Below are 17515 nucleotides of genomic sequence, written 5' to 3' on the forward strand. Positions count from 1 at the left end.
AAAATAATACTTTTTTAGGTGATTTAATGGTTGTTGAAGTTTTGAGGTTGGGTCATAGAGGAGAACGAGATAAAAGAATATCTACACATGTTGCATTAACTGCGCGAGCTTTGGGTGCAGATAAAATAATATTCACATGTGAGGATAATCATGTAAGAGAAAGTGTAAATAGGATAGTGGAAAATTGGGGCGGAGATTTTAAATTTGAAGTGGTAGATTCGTGGAAATCCTATGTAAAAAGATTTAAAGAAAACAATGGAATTGTTGTTCATTTAACCATGTATGGAGAAAATATAAATAAAACGATAGATAACATTAAGGAAAATATAAAAACAGATAAAAATATTATAATAATAATTGGTGCAGAAAAGGTTCCAAAGGAAGCTTACGAACTGGCAGATTATAACATTTCCATTGGAAATCAGCCACATTCAGAGGTTGCAGCAATTGCCATATTTTTAGATAGGCTGTTTGAAGGAGAAACGCTTTATAGAGATTACGATGACGCAAAAATAAAGGTCATGCCATCAAAAAAAGAAAAATTTGTGATACTTGAAAAATAATTTACTTTATATCATCTCATGTTATTGCGTATTTTGATGGAATAACATTTTAAGGAGCTCTAACATTACACCTAATAATCAAACAAACAACTTAACTAAAAAACTAAACAACTACTTATAATCTTACTATTATCATAAAATTCATAAAATCCCCAACTGGGTTTTAAATGCCAAAGGAAGATTATTTAATTAATTATGGTGAAATAATGATATTAAGTGATAAAGATATTTTTGAATACGTGGAATCCAATAAACTATTGATTGAACCCTTTAATAGGGATTTTGTTGGACCATGTTCTTATGATGTTACACTTGGAGACGAGTTTATAGTGTATAATGATGAAGTTTATGATTTAAAGGAAAAACTTAAACACGAAAAATTTAAAATAGAAAACTCAATAATGGTATGCCCATTATATCATAAATTAGATGATGATACAATAAAATATTATAAGAAAAAATACAAAGTAGATGCTGTGATTAGTGGAGGATTACTTGGAACTACAAACGAGTATGTAAAACTCCCGAATGATATATGTGCTCAGTATCAAGGTAGGAGCTCCTTTGGGAGAGTGTTCTTACAATCTCATCAAACAGCAGGATGGATTGATGCAGGATTTATGGGAAAAATTACATTGGAGATAGTGGCTTATGATAAACCTGTAATACTTTATAAAAATCAAAGGATTGGACAGTTAATATTCTCTAAAACAAACACTCCTGCAAGTGTTGGTTATTGCGATAGAAGGAGCTCCAAGTATGGAGGTCAGGATTCTGTAATGCCTTCATTAATATGTAAGGAGTTAAATAGTTTAAAATAATAAAAATAATAAAAAAGGATAAAATAAATTAAAAATAAAATAAAAAATAAGAAATAAAAGCTACGAAAAAGGATGATATTATGTATGTTCCAGAAGAAATTATAGAAACAATTAGAATGATAGAGCATGAAAATTTAGATATTAGAGCAACTACAATGGGTATAAACTTAAAGGATTGTGCCTGTGAAGATATAGATACTCTAAAAGAAAATATATACAATAAAATAGTTTCAAATGCAGAAAATCTCGTGGAAACTGCTGAAAGAGTATCTAAAAAATATGGAATCCCAATAGTTACAAAGAGGGTTTCAGTTACTCCAATAGGTTCCATTATTGGAAGTGCCATAAAAAATATGGACAGAGATGAGGCAATTAAAGCATGTGTGGAAGTGGGAAAAACACTTGACAAGGCTGCAAAGGATATAAATATAGATTTTATTGGCGGTTATTCAGCACTTGTTCAAAAGGGCATTACAAGAAGCGAGGCTATGTTAATCGACTCCATACCATATATGATGAAAGAAACTAATACAGTATGTTCATCAGTAAATGTGGCAACAACAAAAGCTGGAATAAACATGGATGCAGTTAAGAGAATGGGGGAAGTAATAAAGGAAACATCTGAGATGACAGAAGATGCGTTGGGATGTGCAAAACTTGTGGTATTTGCAAATGCTCCTGAGGATAATCCATTTATGGCAGGGGCATTCCACGGAGTTGGAGAGGGTGATGCAGTAATAAATGTTGGGGTTTCAGGACCCGGCGTTGTAAGGGCAACTGTTGAAAAACTCAAAGGTGCGGACATAGGGACAGTATGTAACGAGATTAAAAAAACCGCATTTAAAATCACAAGAGTTGGTGAGCTCATAGGAAGAGAGGTATCAAAAGAATTAAATGTTCCATTTGGAATTGTGGATTTATCCCTTGCACCAACTCCTGCGGTAGGGGACAGTATAGCAAACATTTTGGAGGCAATTGGTCTTGAAAGATGCGGAACGCACGGAACAACTGCGGCACTTGCTTTATTAAACGATGCAGTTAAAAAAGGAGGGGCAATGGCGGCAAGTTATGTTGGAGGATTGAGTGGTTCATTTATTCCAGTAAGCGAAGATGCTGGAATGATAAGAGCAGTTGAAGATGGTGCATTGAAATTGGATAAGCTTGAAGCTATGACCTGTGTATGTTCAGTGGGTCTTGATATGATAGCAATACCTGGAAAAACACCAGCTTCAACAATATCTGCAATAATAGCCGACGAAATGGCAATAGGAGTAATTAACAAAAAAACCACAGCAGTTAGAATAATACCTGTTCCAAACAAGGATGTTGGGGACTATGTGGAATACGGTGGATTGTTAGGAAAAGCCCCAATAATGCCCGTAAATGAATATTCATCAGAGGAGTTTATAAACAGAGGTGGAAGAATACCATCACCACTTCAATCTATGTTGAATTAAAAAATAAAATTAAAAAATTAAAAAATTAAAAGTAGATAGAAGTTATTTATATATCAAAAAATATATTATAAAGATAAAATAAAAGATATATATCAATGTGATATTATGGCTAGAAAAAATGAAGATGCTGGACTTAGCACAAGTGCGGGGCTAGTTAGATATATGGATGAGGATATATCTAAAATTAAAATATCCCCTGAAAAAGTTCTGGGCATTACCATTACAATAATGGTTTTGGAAGCTATTTTGAATTATGGTATATTTATCTAATTATTACTAATTTTATTTTTATTTAGCAGAAAAATTATATAAAACTAATTTATAGATTTTCGATATATTGTTAATATGTCTTCATCATATTCGGATTCTAATTTATAGTTATCAATATATGGATAATCAACATATTTTTTCAGTTCTTTTCCAAGAGCTCCTGCAAGTATAAATTTAATATTTTTGGATTTATATTTCTCAATAACATTTAGTAATTTTTTTACATCTATTTCTTCACAGGTGCATCCGAAGTCTCCACCAACTATAACAATTCCACTATCAAAAACATCTGCAAAGTCATTAATGGCATAATCAATAGATTTAACATCAAGACCGGGATTTATATTTTCAATTATGTAGTGGTTTTTTATCTTTCTAATATTCATTCTATTTTTTATTTCAAAAGTTTTTATTTTATCAATAATATATTCACAATCAACAAAATTTTCACATATATTTAGAGCGAATAGGGAATCTTCTATATAATGAGCTCCGAATATGTATTTGCTAAACTCGATGGTTTTGTTGTTGTATTTATATTTTAAAGGATATTTTGATATAATTTCAGCATTTTCTGAGTTTATAATTGTTAAATTGTTTTGGGATGAATTAATATTTTTAATATTTTTAACCACAGCAGTTTTACCGCATTTATCAAGAATATTTTTGTTAATATATCCTTTATCGGCGTTTTTTAAAGTTGATAATTTGGCAGTAAGTGCATTTCTTCTACCGCCACCAATTGGATAGTTTTCCAACACATTTGTAAGAGCTCCGTATCCACATGCTGTAATTCCCAAGGATACTTCAAATATAAATAAATCATAGAAATCAAGATTATTAGCTTCATTTAATTTATTGATATGATTTAATATAGATACAGGAGTGATAGAACCTTTATTGCTATTGTTTAGAAAGATATTATAGTCATCCTTTAATATATGGTGTAGGAGCTCTGTTGTTGTGGTCTTTCCCTTCACTCCTGTAATTTCTATGAACTTTTTATATATGTTTCCGTATTTTTTATAGATGAGCTCCGAAACTGCATCATGAAAAGAGATAAAATCATAGTCAATAGGACAGTGAATTGGGGCAATAACATTATCGTATTTTTCAAAATCTGGTTTTTCTTTTGATGATATTAGACTTATATTCTCAATAGAATAATTTAAATTTTTTAAAAAATCTTTATCTTTTTCCAATTTTCCATAAATATCCCAAACAGAGACATTATGTCCTAAATCAATATATTCTTTTGCAATGTCCAATGCACCATGATTTACATCAATTATAAGCATTATATCACTTGTATTATTTTAAATCTTTTTGAGTAGTTCCTCTGGATATTTTGTTAAAGTATTTTCCAGCTCCTTATTACTCATTCCACATCCTAAACCAACCTTTTTTGCAAAGTCAATATCTATTAAATCAGAAGGTGCATGTGTGTCGGTATTTATCAGCGTAGGTATGTTATACTTCCTTGCAACATTTAAAACATGCCCATTTGTTAAAGAGTGCCCTCTTCTTGAAGTAATCTCTAAGAATATGCCATTTTCCTTAACATTTTGTGCAGTTTCATCATCTATTATTCCCGGATGTGCCAAAATATCCACATCTTCGGATATGGATGCGCAGTAATTGGTTCCTTCCTCAACAGGTTCCACAACCGTTTCTCCATGAACAACCACAATTTCAGCACCAATGTCTTTACATTTTTTAGCCATCTTTGGAATGGATTTTGCAGGAATATGTGTGAGCTCTATACCTACTATAAGTTGAATATCCCAGTAGTTTTTTAATTCTTCTTTTGCAAGAATGGTTTTTTCAATGAGCTCCTTATAGTTGCTCGCATCCCCATGGTCAGTAATTGCTATTGTCTTATGGTTCAAAACTTTTGCCCTTCTGACGAGCTCGGATGGTATCAATTCTCCGTCGCTAAAAACTGTATGGGTATGAAAGTCGTATCTCAATGTATCACCAAAATATTTATAGGATAATAAGGATTGATAGAATTAACCAATAATTAATAAAAATATAAAAATAAAAAGTCATATATACTATTTTTGATGATTAGAATGTAATTATTATTTTTTAACATGTAGATTACGATAAATTAATAGGTGAAGAACATGTATAAAATATGCGTAATTGAAGGAGATGGAATAGGAAAAGAAGTAGTTCCAGCAACAGTTAATGTTTTAAAGGCAACAGGAATTGATTTTGAATTTGTTCATGCTGAGGCAGGAGATGAAGTCTTTGAAAAAACAGGAGTGGCTCTTCCAGAAGAAACTGTGGAAATAGCAAAGGAATGCGATGCTGTTTTATTCGGTGCAGCAGGGGAAACTGCCGCTGATGTGATTGTTAAGTTGAGAAAAATATTAAATACCTATGCAAATGTTAGACCTGTTAAGGCATACAAGGGGATAAACTGCTTAAAGGACAATATCGACTACATAATAGTTAGAGAAAACACAGAAGGTTTATACAAAGGTATAGAGGCAGAAGTGGCAGATGGCGTTTATACTGCAACAAGGGTAATCACAAGAGATGCATGTGAAAAAATATTCAAATTTGCATTTGAAATGGCAAAGGATAGAAAAAAGCAGGGGAAAGAAGGAAAAGTTACATGCTCACACAAGGCAAATGTTTTGAAATTAACAGATGGAGTATTTAAAAGCGTATTCTATGAAGTTGCAAAGGACTATCCAGAGATAGAGGCAAACGACTTCTACATCGATGCTATGAATATGTATGCAATTACAAGACCTGAAACCTTTGATGTTGTTGTTACCTCAAACTTATTTGGAGATATTTTATCAGATGGTGCCGCAGGAACAGTAGGAGGTCTTGGAATGGCTCCTTCCGCAAATATTGGTGATAAATACGGATTGTTCGAACCTGTTCATGGTTCAGCTCCAGACATTGCTGGAAAAGGTATAGCAAATCCAACAGCAACAATATTAACAGGAGTTTTAATGTTGAGATATTTTGGAGAAAACGATGCCGCGGATAGAGTAGAGAAGGCATTGGAAGAGGTTCTTGAAAACAAATTAACAACACCTGATTTGGGCGGAACATTGACAACATTTGAAATGGCAGAGGAGGTTGCTAAGAGGGTGTAATATTATAATACAAAAATAAAAAATAAAATTAAATAGAAAGATTGATGTAAAACTAAAATGAATAGAATTGGTGATAAAATGGACATGAATATTAACGAAATATTAAAAAAAGAACCTTTATACAGTGGAAAGGCAAAATCCATATATGAAATAGATGATGATAAGGTTTTGATTGAATTCAGAGATGATATTACAGCAGGAAATGGGGAAAAGCACGATGTGAAAAAGGGAAAAGGCCACCTAAATGCCTTAATATCTTCAAAATTATTCAAACTTTTAAATGAAAATAATGTTCCTACACATTTCATAGAATACATTGAGCCAATCTACATGATTGCTAAAAATGTGGAAATCATACCAATTGAAGTTATAGTTAGAAATATTGCCGCAGGGAGCTTATGCAGAAGATACCCATTTGAAGAAGGTAAGGAGTTGGCTACTCCTATTGTGCAGTTTGATTATAAAAATGACGACTACGGAGACCCCATGTTAAACGATGACATAGCTCTTGCTTTAAACCTTGCAACAGAGGAAGAATTAAAAGAATTAAAAGAATTGGCATTAAAGGTAAATGAAACTCTAAAAAAATTCTTTGATGAAAAGGGCATAATCCTTGTAGATTTCAAAATCGAGATTGGAAGAACAAAAGATGGAAAATTAGTAGTTGCAGATGAAATAAGCCCAGATACAATGAGATTATGGGACAAGGAAACGAAGGATGTTCTTGATAAGGATGTTTATAGAAAGGACATGGGAGATGTTGTTGGAAAATACGAAGTTGTAGCAAAAAGAATAGGATGTATGGAATAAGGAGGTAATATAAAATGTATAAAGCAACAGTTGTAATTAAATTAAAAAAAGGAGTTTTAAACCCAGAAGGTAGAACAGTTTTGAGAGCTCTGAACTTCTTAGGATACGATGAAGTAAAGGATGCAAAAACCTTCAAGTGTGTAGAGCTCATGGTTGAAGGGGATGATGAAAATAAGGTAATGGAAAGAGTGGAAGAAATGTGTAAAAAATTATTGGCAAATCCTGTAATTCATGATTATGAAATTAAATTGGAAGAGATTTAATGAGCTCATTCTTTAGTAAATCTTAATTGCTGCTCATGAAATTTTTTAAAAAATTAAGTTTTTAATTTGATATTTGTATATTTTTTATATGATATAAAATTTCCAATATTTTTTTGACCATTTTTTAATCAAAAGACTTTATATTTTTAGGTTATCTATAGTGGAAAGATATGTAACATATATTTGAAATATTATATTGGGATGTATTAATTCAATATTAACTATTAGTAAGTAATAAATATGCTGGAAGATGAAAATGATGATAAATAATATTAAAAATTATATGACTTATAGCATTGAATCGTGAGAACATGACTACCCACATAATAAACATAGGATATAGTATAGAACATGCATATAAACCAATTGCTGAATTTGGAGCAAAAAAGGTTATTATTATATATGCAAAGGATAATGAAGAGTATCTTACTGAAAAAGACCACAAAACAATAGATAATGCGGTTAAAAAGGCAGAGGATTTATGCAAAATGCTTGGTATTGAATGTGAAAAAGTGAAAGTAACTGGTATTGAATTTGAGAAGAATGTTGAAATATTTAGAGAGATTATAAAAAAAGAAGATGATAATATTATTGTAAATTTAACTGGCGGGAGAAAAGTAACTTCTTTTGCATTATTGTATGCTTCCCTCTATGAGTTTCAGAAAATCGATAAAATTGTTTATGTACATGATAAGAGAATATTGGAATTTCCAAAAATAACTCACCCCTACAATTTAACAAAATTTGAGAGGAATATATTGGCATCATTAAATGAAGGAGAAAAAACAATTACTGATTTAGCGAAGGAATTTAATGTATCTCTTCCTGCAATTATTAAATATATAAATTCATTAGAAGAGAAAAAACTTATAAAAACATATAAAATGGGAAGAAAGAGGATTGTAAATATAATATAATCACTAAAATCATTTTTTTAAATTCAAAAAAAGGGGCCGGGACCGGGAATCGAACCCGGGTCAGGGGATCCACAGTCCCCCAGGATAGCCACTACCCCACCCCGGCCACAATAAAAAAGCAATTAATGGTTGCAGTAGGGCATACTGTTATAAGTTCCATCCCTACCCCAAATAAATAGTGCAGGGGCAGGGATTTGAACCCTGGAACCACTATTGGACAGGATTCTAAGTCCTGCGTCTTTGGCCAGGCTCGACAACCCCTGCATAGAGAATTAAAGTGCTCCAGCCGGGATTTGAACCCGAGTCGCGGGCTCGAAAGGCCCGCATGATTGGCCGGACTACACCACTGGAGCATTGCTATTTATGGGACCGAAGGGATTTGAACCCTTGACCACTCGGTTATGAGCCGAGCGCTCCAACCAGGCTGAGCTACGGTCCCATAATATTTATAAGTTCATAAAAAAATGGCGCCCCCAGCAGGACTCGAACCTGCGACCTACGGATTAACAGTCCGTCGCTCTACCTACTAAGCTATGGGGGCTCTTGCAATTTATCTTATTTGCACAATAACAATTTAGCTTCTACTATATAAACTTTTCGGCGAAAAGTATATATATGATGAATACATTGTTTAGTTTGGAATTGTAAGCAATGTAATTGCCGTGGTAGTTCAGCCTGGGAGAACGCTGGACTGAAGATCCAGTTGTCGGGTGTTCAAATCACCCCCACGGCATATTTTTTTAGAGATATTAATTTATAGATTTAAATATTATATAAACAATGGAATTTTATAAATAATTCACTAAATCGGTGTTTATAATGTTCTCAATACCTCATCCTGGAAACTTTGAAAGCTTGGTTGCCATTATAAATGAAATAAAAAAATACAGAAAAAATAGTAAAAATAGTAAAAATGGCAAAAAGAATCTAACATTTAAAAAAGATAAATTTGAAGTGTATTTGGGATATGCCGATTTTATAGGCACTGGGAGGGCCACATTATACAGACCGGCTATTGACGATATTAAGAGACAGGTAGAATATGCCCATAAGAATAAAGTAAGGTTTGAGATTGCCATAAACTCCGCATGTATGGGAGCTCTACATTTAACCCCAAAGGGAATCGACTATATAAAAAATTTATTTAATATATTTGCAGATATTAATATAGACAGTATAACCCTTGCAGACCCATATTTGATTGATTTAGCAAATGACTGCGGTTTAAAGGTAAATGTATCCTGTATATCCTTGGTTGATAGTCCCCAAAAGGCAGAGTTCTATGACAGCAAAGAGGTTTATGCCATCACCCTTGATAGCTCAATAAATCGGCATTTTGATATCATTGAAAACATAAGGGATTCTGTATCCTGTAAATTGAAGATTCTTGTTAATGAGGCATGTTTATACAAATGTCCTATGAGAGCTCAGCACTTCAATTTCTTTTCCCATGCAAATATGCAGAATATTCCTGTTTTAGATGATTACTACTACAACAGATGTATAAATATGAGAGTTAGGGATAAGGAATTGATAATAAAAAGCCCATTTATCAGACCGGAGGATTTAAAGGAATACGATAAACTGGTGGATATTTATAAATTATCTGGGAGAAGCCATCCAATTGGCTGGATAAAAAGGGTTTTAAATGCTTATTTAAATAGAAACTATGATGGAAATCTTATGGAAATTCTCGATTGTCCAAGGGAGCTCGAAAGTCATTACTATATTGATAACAAATTATTGGGCGGGGCAATTGAAAAATGGAAAACCTGCGATAAATTCTGCAATAAATGTAACTACTGTAAAAATTTAGCGGAAAATGTAATTGCGGTGAAAAAATGAGTAATTGTAATGATAATAATGATAATAGTATCAATACTGCCAACGGTAAAACCATTAAAGAACTTATAAAAAAGGATAGACGAGATTTTGAGGAATTTTTATCAAAATCTTTTGGAAAAAATGTTTTCGTTCCTGAAATGGATGTTTTTTCATCAAAATGCGGATGCTATGGAATAATGATAATGGTAAGAGGGGTCTTAATCGATGAAGCGGATGTTTTTAAAAATAGGATTATAAAAAAACTTGAAGAGATATCGAATAATTATGGAATAAACGCCAATTGGATATTTATAAGAATTATACCGTCAAGTGAGGATGTAATATCCTTTGGAATAAGGGAGCTCTGCAACATGTGTAGGGAAGAATACAATTCAAATAAACCAAGACCTGATTTAATTACATTAAAATTAGCGATAGATGATAATAAATGAATAGACAATAAAAATAATAATAAGAAATCAGATTAACAGATAAACAATGGATAATGGATGAAATAATAAGAATAAAAGATAATAAATATAATAAAAAAATAATACGGACATAGGAAGGTAATTTTTGGTGATAGAATGGTTAGAAAATTTTGCGTCTATGGAAAAGGGGGAATTGGAAAATCCACAAATGTATCAAACATAGCTGCGGCACTTGCCGAATCTGGTAAAAAAGTAATGGTCATAGGATGCGACCCAAAAGCAGATTCAACCAGAAACTTAATGGGAAGGAAAATTCCAACTGTTTTGGATGTTTTCAGAAAAAAAGGAGCAGATATAAAACTTGAAGATATAGTTTTTGAAGGATTTAGTGGAACCTACTGCATTGAAAGTGGAGGACCTGAACCAGGTGTGGGATGTGCAGGAAGAGGAGTAATTACGGCAATAGATATGCTGAATAAATTGGGAGCATTTGAAACTTTAAATCCCGATGTAATTATTTACGATATATTGGGGGATGTTGTATGCGGTGGATTTGCCATGCCACTACAAAAACACCTTGCAGATGATGTTTATATTATTACAACATGCGACCCCATGGCAATTTATGCGGCAAATAATATCTGCAAAGGGATAAGAAGGTATGCAAATAGAGGAAAAGTGGCACTGGGGGGAATTGTATATAATGGAAGAAGTGTAATAGACGAGCCATCCATTGTGGAGGAGTTTGCTTCAAAAATTGGAACAAATATTATGGGGAAGGTTCCAATGAGCAATATCATTACAAAGGCGGAAATTTACAAAAAAACTGTAATAGAATATGCACCAGATAGCGAGGTTGCAGATGTTTTTAGAGAGCTCGCAGATACAATTTATAAAAATGATAAGAAAGTTATTCCAAATCCTTTATCTGAGGAAGGAATCGATGAGATTACTGAGAGAATAGATGATTTGTTAAAAGAGAAAATAGACGAATAGTTGCAGCATTTGATTTTTTCTATTTTTATAACCTACTTCCCATTTAGTTTTTGCTTACGAAGTAAGCAAGCAACAAAAACCGAAGGTTTTTGTCTAATGGTTTTATGGGTGGCACTTATCATATTGATAAAAGTATTTATAATATTATTAAAGAAAATTTACAATTAATTATATAATAAGTTATAGTATTATAAAATAATAAATAAATTTAAATCGTGATATGATGTTAAAAACTGAAAATTTAACTGTTGGATATAAAAATTATGTCGTGGTTGAAAATGTAAATTTACATATAAAGGAAAGGGAGATATTATGTATCATAGGTCCAAATGGTGCAGGTAAATCCACACTTTTAAAAACCATAGCAACATATTTGAGACCTAAAAAGGGAGTGGTTTATTTAAATGGTCAAAATATACATGATTTAACGCCAAAAAAACTTGCAAAGGAAATGGCAGTTGTATTAACTGAAAGAGTAAATCCCGGCAATATGACTGGATTTGACATTGTAGCTATTGGAAGGCATCCTTATACAGATTTATTTGGGAGATTAACTGAAAAGGATAAAGAGATAATCACACATGCTGCAAAATCCGTAAATGCTGAGTATCTATTAAATAAAAACTTTTTTGAAATGAGTGATGGAGAACGACAGAAGATAATGATAGCAAGAGCTCTTGCTCAGGAACCTAATGTTCTCATACTGGATGAACCAACAAGTTTTTTAGATGCAAAACATAAAATTGAACTGACCCTTTTACTGAGAAAACTTGCAACAGAGAATAATTTAGCAATAATAGTAACACTTCATGATATAGAGCTCGCTTTAAGAATAGCCGATAAGATGGCATTGATAAAAAACCATAGGGTCATAGCATACGGGCATCCAGAAGATGTTATGAAAAAAGAAATCGTAAATAATCTTTATGATTTGGACAATGCAAATTACAACGAAATAATAGGTTATTTTGAACTAAAAAATATAAATTCTGGATTTGAGCATCATAGTAAGATTTTTTTAGTTTGCGGTGCAGGAACTGGGGTTGATGTGTTAAGGTTTCTTACTAAAAACGGGTATAATGTGGTTGTTGGAATATTGCATAAAAATGATATAGATTATATTGTGGCAAAAACTATGGAATTGGATATAATATGTGAAGAACCTTATGAACCTATATCAAATGAAAAATTTGAAAAGGCATTACATGAGCTCCGGGCATCTGATTTAGTTATATATACAGATTTTCCAGTGGGACAAACTAATATCTTAAATAAAAAACTTGTTGAACATGCAATTAATGCCAATAAAAATGTTATAAAGTATGATGGGAATATTAAGTCATTAAAAGAAATGATAGGATACTAGGGGTCTGTCCAATGTGAGCGTTGGTGAGTAAATGCCCACATTGGACTTGGGCGTCATCAACCTCATATCCCTCTGGGTTCATTGGGAGCATGTCATCGGTCTCCTCCCCTGTCGTGGGGACCCAGCTCCACCCATCAATTCGACAATTTGTTGGATGTTTTAACATGTTTAAAAGAGGTTTAGGAAAGTCTTGGGGTTGATTAGATTGGCACTGTAAACTATGCATGAAAATACTATATAAACATTTCGAAAACTAAATGCTCCCATACACTCACAAATACTCACAAAAAACTAAACAGTTTTAAACGGCCAAAATTTTTTAACTGTTTTTATATGTATTTATTGTATTTTTATCTTTTTTTCACCTTTATAGACTAAATATATTACCAATAATCCACCCACTACATCAAGGATGGAGCCTATTGGTAAAACCTGGGCTGGACGATTTAATCCATATATATAAAAGATAGGAACCCAGTATTTTAATGAAATAATATGGCATACAAGCATTAACGCCACTCCAACAAGCATGGTTGTAGGAAGTAACCACCTATGGTCTGAGGTTCTTATAATGGGTCTTGCTAAATAGGGGGCGGCAATTCCTACAAATGCTATCAATCCAACATATGGAATTATAACTCCCACAATAAATGATGTTAATAGTAATGTTAATATCCTGATTTTTTTTACATTTAATCCAAAACTCTTTGCATAGGTTTCTCCAAATAACAAGGCATTTAAAGGCTTTATTAGAAAAATACATCCTATTATAAATAATATTGTGCATAGAGCCATTGGAGGGATGTAATTTAAATGAATTCTCGTTACATTTCCAATAATAAAATTAAAATAATCCTGAATGGATATGTCTGTTCCATTTGCTATTAAATATGCCCTTATTCCCCCAAATAAATAACTCATCAATAGGGCAACAATTAAAACTCCATTTACTTCTTTAATTCTAAGGGCTATAATTATAAGCATAATTATCGACAGTAATCCACCGCACCATCCTGCTAACATGGTGGCATTTATTCCAAAAGTTGAGAATAATTCTGCAAAACTATCTATAAAGATTACAAGCACAACGGCAAATAATACACCACTGGATATACCTGTTGTATAGGGCGATGCAAGAAGGTTTCTAAACAATGTTTGCAACATTAAACCACAGGCTGATAACGTTAATCCCACAAGAATTGCTCCGATAATTGGCGGAAGACGAACTTCTTTCAATAACATATATTTAAATTTAGTGTTTTCATCCAATGGAGTTTGGGGAAAAATATGATTTCCAGTTATTTTATAATATATGGAATCCACCGTAATTTTTGTTTGATGGATAACAAAATTTGTAGTATCTTCTAAGGTGATTGATTTGGCATTTCCACCAAAATATATTCCTGCAATAGTTAATCCAATTACTAAACCAATTAAAACCAAAATTATAATATATCGATAATTCATCATATCCCACTTATTTTTTAAATTTTAATTTTATGTAAAATTTTATTTTTATATTAAATTCCCATTTTCCTAACTTTTAGATATATTGCTATGGCAATCGGAGCTCCGATTATAGACAGTGGGCTTAACAGTGGAAGATTATTCGAAGATTGGGGCACAACAACTCCCGGTCTTGTTAATATATCTGCAAATAACACAAATACAGAACCTAAAATCGCAGTCATAGGTATTACATAGGCATGCTTTGAGGTTCTAGATATCATCCTTGCAATAATTGGGCATATTAATCCTACAAAGGCGATTGGACCGGCAAATGCCACAACTGTTGCTGTTAATACACAGGATAGGATTATTAGCCATTTTCTTAGATTCTTTACATCTACCCCAACACTTGTAGCATATTTTTCCCCAAGTAGATTTGCATCAAGTTTTTTTGAAAGAAATATGTATGCTAAAATAACTATTGGAATAATCAAAAATGTCATTAGATTAATTTGGGACCATGTTAAATTATTGACTGAGCCCATGCCCCACATAAAATATCCTGCAAGTTTGGAATTTTCTTCACCCATATAATCCCCAGTATATATAACAAGTGTAGTTAGTCCAGAAGCTATTGCCCCTATCATAATACCACAAATTAACAGGGTTGCAGTTTGCTTTACAATTCTTGCAATATTTATAACAACAAACATGGTAATCAATGATCCAACATATGCAGAGATAATGAATCCATATATAGAATGAGGGATTCCCATTTTAAACAGCAACGATGTAAATATATACAAAACAACGCCCAGAGATGCCCCGCTTGCTACTCCCATTAAATATGGGTCTGCCAAAGGGTTTCTAAAATATCCCTGCATCAAAATTCCAGCTACGGCAATGCCTAATCCAACAATAATTGCTCCAATAGTTCTGGGAAGCCTTAGTTTTCCAATAATTTGGTCTATAATGGCATTTCCAGATGTTCCTTCAAATAAATATTTTTCCAATTGTTCATCTTTTATTGGAACTGTCCCTTCTGTAATGCTAAAATAGGATAAAATTGTCAACAACACTAAGGATAATGTAAATAATCCCAAAAATCTTTTAACTCTCAAAATTCCACCTAATCGTAAATTATTAAAATTTATAAAAAAATAGGAAATAATAATATAAATATTTATTTAGTCATTTTTATCTTTATGATATACTTCAAATCACTGCCAAGTACTTCTGGATGTATTGCTTTTGCATAATCATCCAGGAGGTCCTGCGGGGTCCAGAGTTTCCTTTTTAGTGTTGTCATAATGTAATACATAAAACCTTCCATTTTTAAATGCCTTGAAGTTTGCAAACTCAGGGTTTAGTTCAAGCAACTGTTCTTTTGTTGTTATGTTTTTACCTTGTGTGCAATATAACAACATCGGCATTTATTGCCCTTTCATAGAATATTTCTTTATCCATGTACATCCCACCCGTCCCGGGCATGTCATTAAACACAAATTCTCCTTTAACATCATTTATCCATTTGGTCTAAAATTTTGTGCTTCTCATACATAAGGACCTTTTGATGATGACCAGTAAAAGAATGCCACATTTGGATAAGTGTTTATGCCCCTAACTTTTCTCAATATATCTCTGTTTCCATGCATTCTGGAAATAATCCTCCATTTTATCAGAATCATCTTTTCCATAAAATGCTGCAAAGAATTTAGTCCATTCAGTTTTTCCCATAAATAAATCTTCCCAGTATGCTCCTGTTCTTGCGTATGAGATATTTAATTCTTTAAGTTTTTTTGCCATTGGGTCAGTATAACTAAATTTATATATAAATACTATATCTCTGGATTTACGCTAACTATGTTATCATAGTTAGGACTTGTCCCTCTTCCAGCATTTAAAATCTCTCCATTTTGGTATTTTTCATATAATTTTGGAAGTTCATCTTTATATTTAGGGGCGATGGAACTTAAATATTGCATCGCTTTTAAGCTATTGGTGATATTTCATCGTTTGTAATATATACAGTTCCTAATAATATCTAGTCTCCACTTACGACTTTCTTTAATGGCGTATAAACAATTTTAGCATCAGGAATATCTGGGGCTGTCGCCCCTTCTTTTAGTGCTACAAATTTATTTCCCTCAGCATCTACAATATAGCAATATCCTTCATCCCAATGAGGGTCTAATTGGAAGTTTTAAGCAAATACAACTGGATTTCTAAATGTATCGTAGTTTTTGAATATATAAGTAACATCTGCAATATCTACTGAATTATCACAGTTTAAATCTCCAACTTCTATTGGGATATTTCGGTTCTTAAACAGATAAACCACATCCGAAATATCTATTGAACCATCTTTATAATAAACATATTTTGATATAATATAAAAGTTTTTTTAATTCATACATATAAATTTTTATTTAAATCAATTGAATATTTGAATTAATTCAAACACAAAAATAGAAATAGATATAGAAATGAATAAAATCAAAAGAAAAAATAATTAAAATTCAGTTCTTAATAAATACTCGGACACTTCTTTAACTTTTTTAGTTAAAAATCCATGGTTAAATGGATTTTCATCCAATAAGATTAAAATTCCCCCGTCTTCTAACTCTTCAACTCTATAAATTGGGGCAGATAAGATTTTTTCTCTTCCAATGTTTTTAACAATCTCTGGGGATAATATAGTTAAACCAGTTATTATATTTGGATTTCCATCTTTAATAAGTTGTTCGTAAGTGGATATATATTCATCCTCCAATTCTTCCCCGTCATAATATTGAACTATCAAGGGCTTTGTTTTTAGATAAAGATTTTTTATAATGTTGATTAATTTGTTTATGAAAGTTTTAGGTCTCCGCGATAAGGTGTAGAAAAAGGTTAATTCAAAGGAATTTTTTGAGATTAATAAATCAAATCCATGTTCGGTATCTGCTTCCTCATTGTAAAACCAAAACGGACCCAACATGCCCCCACAATCTTTAGCAATAGTATTTGAAACTTCTTCCAATGTTGCAAGATAATCATTGTAATCAGTACTTTCACAATTATAATAAAAAATATCTTTACATTTATCCCTATTATACCCATATCTTAATTCATTTGGTCTTATTTCGAGAGTCTTTAATATATTAACAAGATTAATTATGTCATCACCATTCAAACATTTCTTATTAATAATAAACTCAATAGATTCAATACTTCCCATAATTGC

The 17515-nt window shown here is 32.1% G+C and carries 20 protein-coding genes and 6 tRNA genes; 13 read left to right on the top strand and 13 right to left on the bottom strand.

Going from position 1 to position 17515, the window contains the following annotated elements:
- Window positions 1-26 precede the first annotated feature (26 nt).
- From Mjas_RS03825 to Mjas_RS03840, 4 genes are all read left to right on the top strand, one after another.
- Window positions 27-563 (top strand): tRNA (cytidine(56)-2'-O)-methyltransferase, encoded by a 537-nt coding sequence (locus Mjas_RS03825; RefSeq protein WP_421078443.1) that lies wholly within the window; start codon window positions 27-29, stop codon window positions 561-563.
- 206 nt (window positions 564-769) lie between these two features.
- Window positions 770-1384 carry a dCTP deaminase gene (gene dcd, locus Mjas_RS03830; RefSeq protein ID WP_421078444.1) on the top strand — a complete coding sequence of 205 codons (615 nt, stop codon included), beginning with the start codon at window positions 770-772 and terminating at the stop codon, window positions 1382-1384.
- 80 nt (window positions 1385-1464) lie between these two features.
- Window positions 1465-2841: a PFL family protein gene (locus Mjas_RS03835; protein ID WP_421078445.1), complete on the top strand. Its 1377-nt coding sequence runs from the start codon at window positions 1465-1467 to the stop codon at window positions 2839-2841.
- Window positions 2842-2946: 105 nt separating this feature from the next.
- The gene (locus Mjas_RS03840) at window positions 2947-3111 is read left to right on the top strand and encodes a preprotein translocase subunit Sec61beta (protein ID WP_421078446.1); all 165 of its coding nucleotides are present in this window, start codon (window positions 2947-2949) and stop codon (window positions 3109-3111) included.
- A gap of 44 nt (window positions 3112-3155) precedes the next feature.
- On the opposite strand, the gene cfbE is transcribed toward Mjas_RS03840, so the two are convergent.
- Window positions 3156-4409: a coenzyme F430 synthase gene (gene cfbE / locus Mjas_RS03845; RefSeq protein WP_421078447.1), complete on the bottom strand. Its 1254-nt coding sequence runs from the start codon at window positions 4407-4409 to the stop codon at window positions 3156-3158.
- An 18-nt stretch (window positions 4410-4427) separates the two neighbouring features.
- Window positions 4428-5081, bottom strand: a complete 654-nt coding sequence (locus Mjas_RS03850) for a histidinol phosphate phosphatase domain-containing protein (protein WP_421078448.1) — start codon at window positions 5079-5081, stop codon at window positions 4428-4430.
- 159 nt (window positions 5082-5240) lie between these two features.
- Here Mjas_RS03850 and Mjas_RS03855 point away from each other — a divergent pair, with 159 nt between their 5' ends.
- The 4 genes from Mjas_RS03855 (at window position 5241) to csa3 (ending at window position 8223) form a co-directional block, all read left to right on the top strand.
- Window positions 5241-6233, top strand: coding sequence for a 3-isopropylmalate dehydrogenase (locus tag Mjas_RS03855; RefSeq protein ID WP_421078449.1), 993 nt, complete (start codon window positions 5241-5243; stop codon window positions 6231-6233).
- A gap of 78 nt (window positions 6234-6311) precedes the next feature.
- Entirely contained in the window at window positions 6312-7043 is a 732-nt protein-coding gene (gene purC / locus Mjas_RS03860; protein ID WP_421078450.1) for a phosphoribosylaminoimidazolesuccinocarboxamide synthase, read from the top strand.
- Between the two features lie 14 nt (window positions 7044-7057).
- Window positions 7058-7306, top strand: coding sequence for a phosphoribosylformylglycinamidine synthase subunit PurS (gene purS, locus Mjas_RS03865; RefSeq protein ID WP_421078451.1), 249 nt, complete (start codon window positions 7058-7060; stop codon window positions 7304-7306).
- Window positions 7307-7617: 311 nt separating this feature from the next.
- On the top strand, window positions 7618-8223 hold the full coding sequence (gene csa3 / locus Mjas_RS03870) for a CRISPR-associated CARF protein Csa3 (protein WP_421078452.1): 606 nt from the start codon (window positions 7618-7620) through the stop codon (window positions 8221-8223).
- A 34-nt stretch (window positions 8224-8257) separates the two neighbouring features.
- On the opposite strand, the gene Mjas_RS03875 is transcribed toward csa3, so the two are convergent.
- From Mjas_RS03875 to Mjas_RS03895, 5 genes are all read right to left on the bottom strand, one after another.
- Window positions 8258-8329 (bottom strand) — tRNA-His (locus Mjas_RS03875).
- A 73-nt stretch (window positions 8330-8402) separates the two neighbouring features.
- Window positions 8403-8487: transfer RNA gene (locus tag Mjas_RS03880), tRNA-Leu, on the bottom strand.
- 14 nt (window positions 8488-8501) lie between these two features.
- Window positions 8502-8576: transfer RNA gene (locus Mjas_RS03885), tRNA-Glu, on the bottom strand.
- An 11-nt stretch (window positions 8577-8587) separates the two neighbouring features.
- Window positions 8588-8662 (bottom strand) — tRNA-Ile (locus tag Mjas_RS03890).
- A gap of 26 nt (window positions 8663-8688) precedes the next feature.
- Window positions 8689-8764: transfer RNA gene (locus Mjas_RS03895), tRNA-Asn, on the bottom strand.
- A gap of 118 nt (window positions 8765-8882) precedes the next feature.
- On the opposite strand from Mjas_RS03895, the gene Mjas_RS03900 reads away from it, so the two are divergent.
- The 5 genes from Mjas_RS03900 (at window position 8883) to Mjas_RS03920 (ending at window position 12840) form a co-directional block, all read left to right on the top strand.
- Window positions 8883-8956, top strand: a tRNA-Phe gene (locus Mjas_RS03900).
- 86 nt (window positions 8957-9042) lie between these two features.
- A complete protein-coding gene (locus Mjas_RS03905) occupies window positions 9043-10068 on the top strand; it encodes a protease (protein ID WP_421078453.1) in 1026 nt (341 codons plus the stop codon).
- Window positions 10065-10499: a DUF5402 family protein gene (locus tag Mjas_RS03910; protein ID WP_421078454.1), complete on the top strand. Its 435-nt coding sequence runs from the start codon at window positions 10065-10067 to the stop codon at window positions 10497-10499. Before Mjas_RS03905 ends, Mjas_RS03910 begins: the two co-directional genes overlap by 4 nt.
- A gap of 135 nt (window positions 10500-10634) precedes the next feature.
- Window positions 10635-11474: a nitrogenase iron protein gene (gene nifH, locus Mjas_RS03915; protein WP_421078455.1), complete on the top strand. Its 840-nt coding sequence runs from the start codon at window positions 10635-10637 to the stop codon at window positions 11472-11474.
- A 223-nt stretch (window positions 11475-11697) separates the two neighbouring features.
- Entirely contained in the window at window positions 11698-12840 is a 1143-nt protein-coding gene (locus tag Mjas_RS03920) for an ABC transporter ATP-binding protein (protein WP_421078456.1), read from the top strand.
- 339 nt (window positions 12841-13179) lie between these two features.
- Here Mjas_RS03920 and Mjas_RS03925 read toward each other — a convergent pair whose 3' ends face one another.
- From Mjas_RS03925 to Mjas_RS03950, 6 genes are all read right to left on the bottom strand, one after another.
- Entirely contained in the window at window positions 13180-14307 is a 1128-nt protein-coding gene (locus Mjas_RS03925; protein ID WP_421078457.1) for a FecCD family ABC transporter permease, read from the bottom strand.
- 53 nt (window positions 14308-14360) lie between these two features.
- Window positions 14361-15410 carry a FecCD family ABC transporter permease gene (locus tag Mjas_RS03930; RefSeq protein WP_421078458.1) on the bottom strand — a complete coding sequence of 350 codons (1050 nt, stop codon included), beginning with the start codon at window positions 15408-15410 and terminating at the stop codon, window positions 14361-14363.
- Between the two features lie 138 nt (window positions 15411-15548).
- Entirely contained in the window at window positions 15549-15722 is a 174-nt protein-coding gene (locus tag Mjas_RS03935) for a hypothetical protein (RefSeq protein ID WP_421078459.1), read from the bottom strand.
- Between the two features lie 187 nt (window positions 15723-15909).
- The gene (locus tag Mjas_RS03940; RefSeq protein ID WP_421078460.1) at window positions 15910-16095 is read right to left on the bottom strand and encodes a hypothetical protein; all 186 of its coding nucleotides are present in this window, start codon (window positions 16093-16095) and stop codon (window positions 15910-15912) included.
- Window positions 16096-16492: 397 nt separating this feature from the next.
- Complete coding sequence (locus Mjas_RS03945) at window positions 16493-16630, bottom strand: hypothetical protein (RefSeq protein ID WP_421078461.1); 138 nt, start codon at window positions 16628-16630, stop codon at window positions 16493-16495.
- 171 nt (window positions 16631-16801) lie between these two features.
- Complete coding sequence (locus tag Mjas_RS03950; protein ID WP_421078462.1) at window positions 16802-17509, bottom strand: hypothetical protein; 708 nt, start codon at window positions 17507-17509, stop codon at window positions 16802-16804.
- Between the last annotated feature and the right edge of the window lie 6 nt (window positions 17510-17515).

It is taken from the genome of Methanothermococcus jasoni (assembly GCF_049075655.1).
Taxonomy (GTDB): Archaea; AGJL01; Methanococci; order Methanococcales; family Methanococcaceae; genus Methanofervidicoccus.